The 470-nt window shown below is 63.6% G+C and carries 1 protein-coding gene; it reads right to left on the reverse strand.

Going from position 1 to position 470, the window contains the following annotated elements; translation table 11 throughout:
* A partial coding sequence (locus AC066Y_RS43315) for a transposase (RefSeq protein WP_478279147.1) occupies nt 1–470 on the reverse strand: 470 nt, incomplete at both ends.

Genomic DNA, 470 nt, shown 5'->3' on the forward strand with positions numbered 1-470 from the left:
AGCCAATAGGCGGCGGTGTGGAAGACGAGGCGGACCTGGTTGGCGAGCGCCGAGCGGCAACTGGTGCGATCGGAGGCGAGCTGGGTCTTGTGCAGCTTGATCAGGTTCTCGGCCTGTCCGCGAGCGCAATAGAGGCTGTCATAGATCCACTCAGCCGAGCCGATATCCAGGCTGGTGACGACGTAGCGGACGTCGAGCCCTTGTTGGGTTGCCTCGATGCGGGCGACGACGCGGCGCTCACGATGCCAGGAGCCGGCCGCGTGGCGGGTCTCGGTGTAGCCGCGAACCACGATCTTGTTCTCGATCGCACGTTCGGTTCGAACTGCATCACAGACCTCGTCGACCTTTCTGGCGAGCGGCTTCGTGCCGGCTAGCGCGAAGATGTAATCGACGCCGTTTTGCTCGCAAAAAGTCATCGCCTCGGGGCCGGCGTAATGGCTGTCGCCGCGGAAGGTGATACGCGTATCGGG

The organism is Bradyrhizobium sp. USDA3010 (assembly GCF_056429065.1).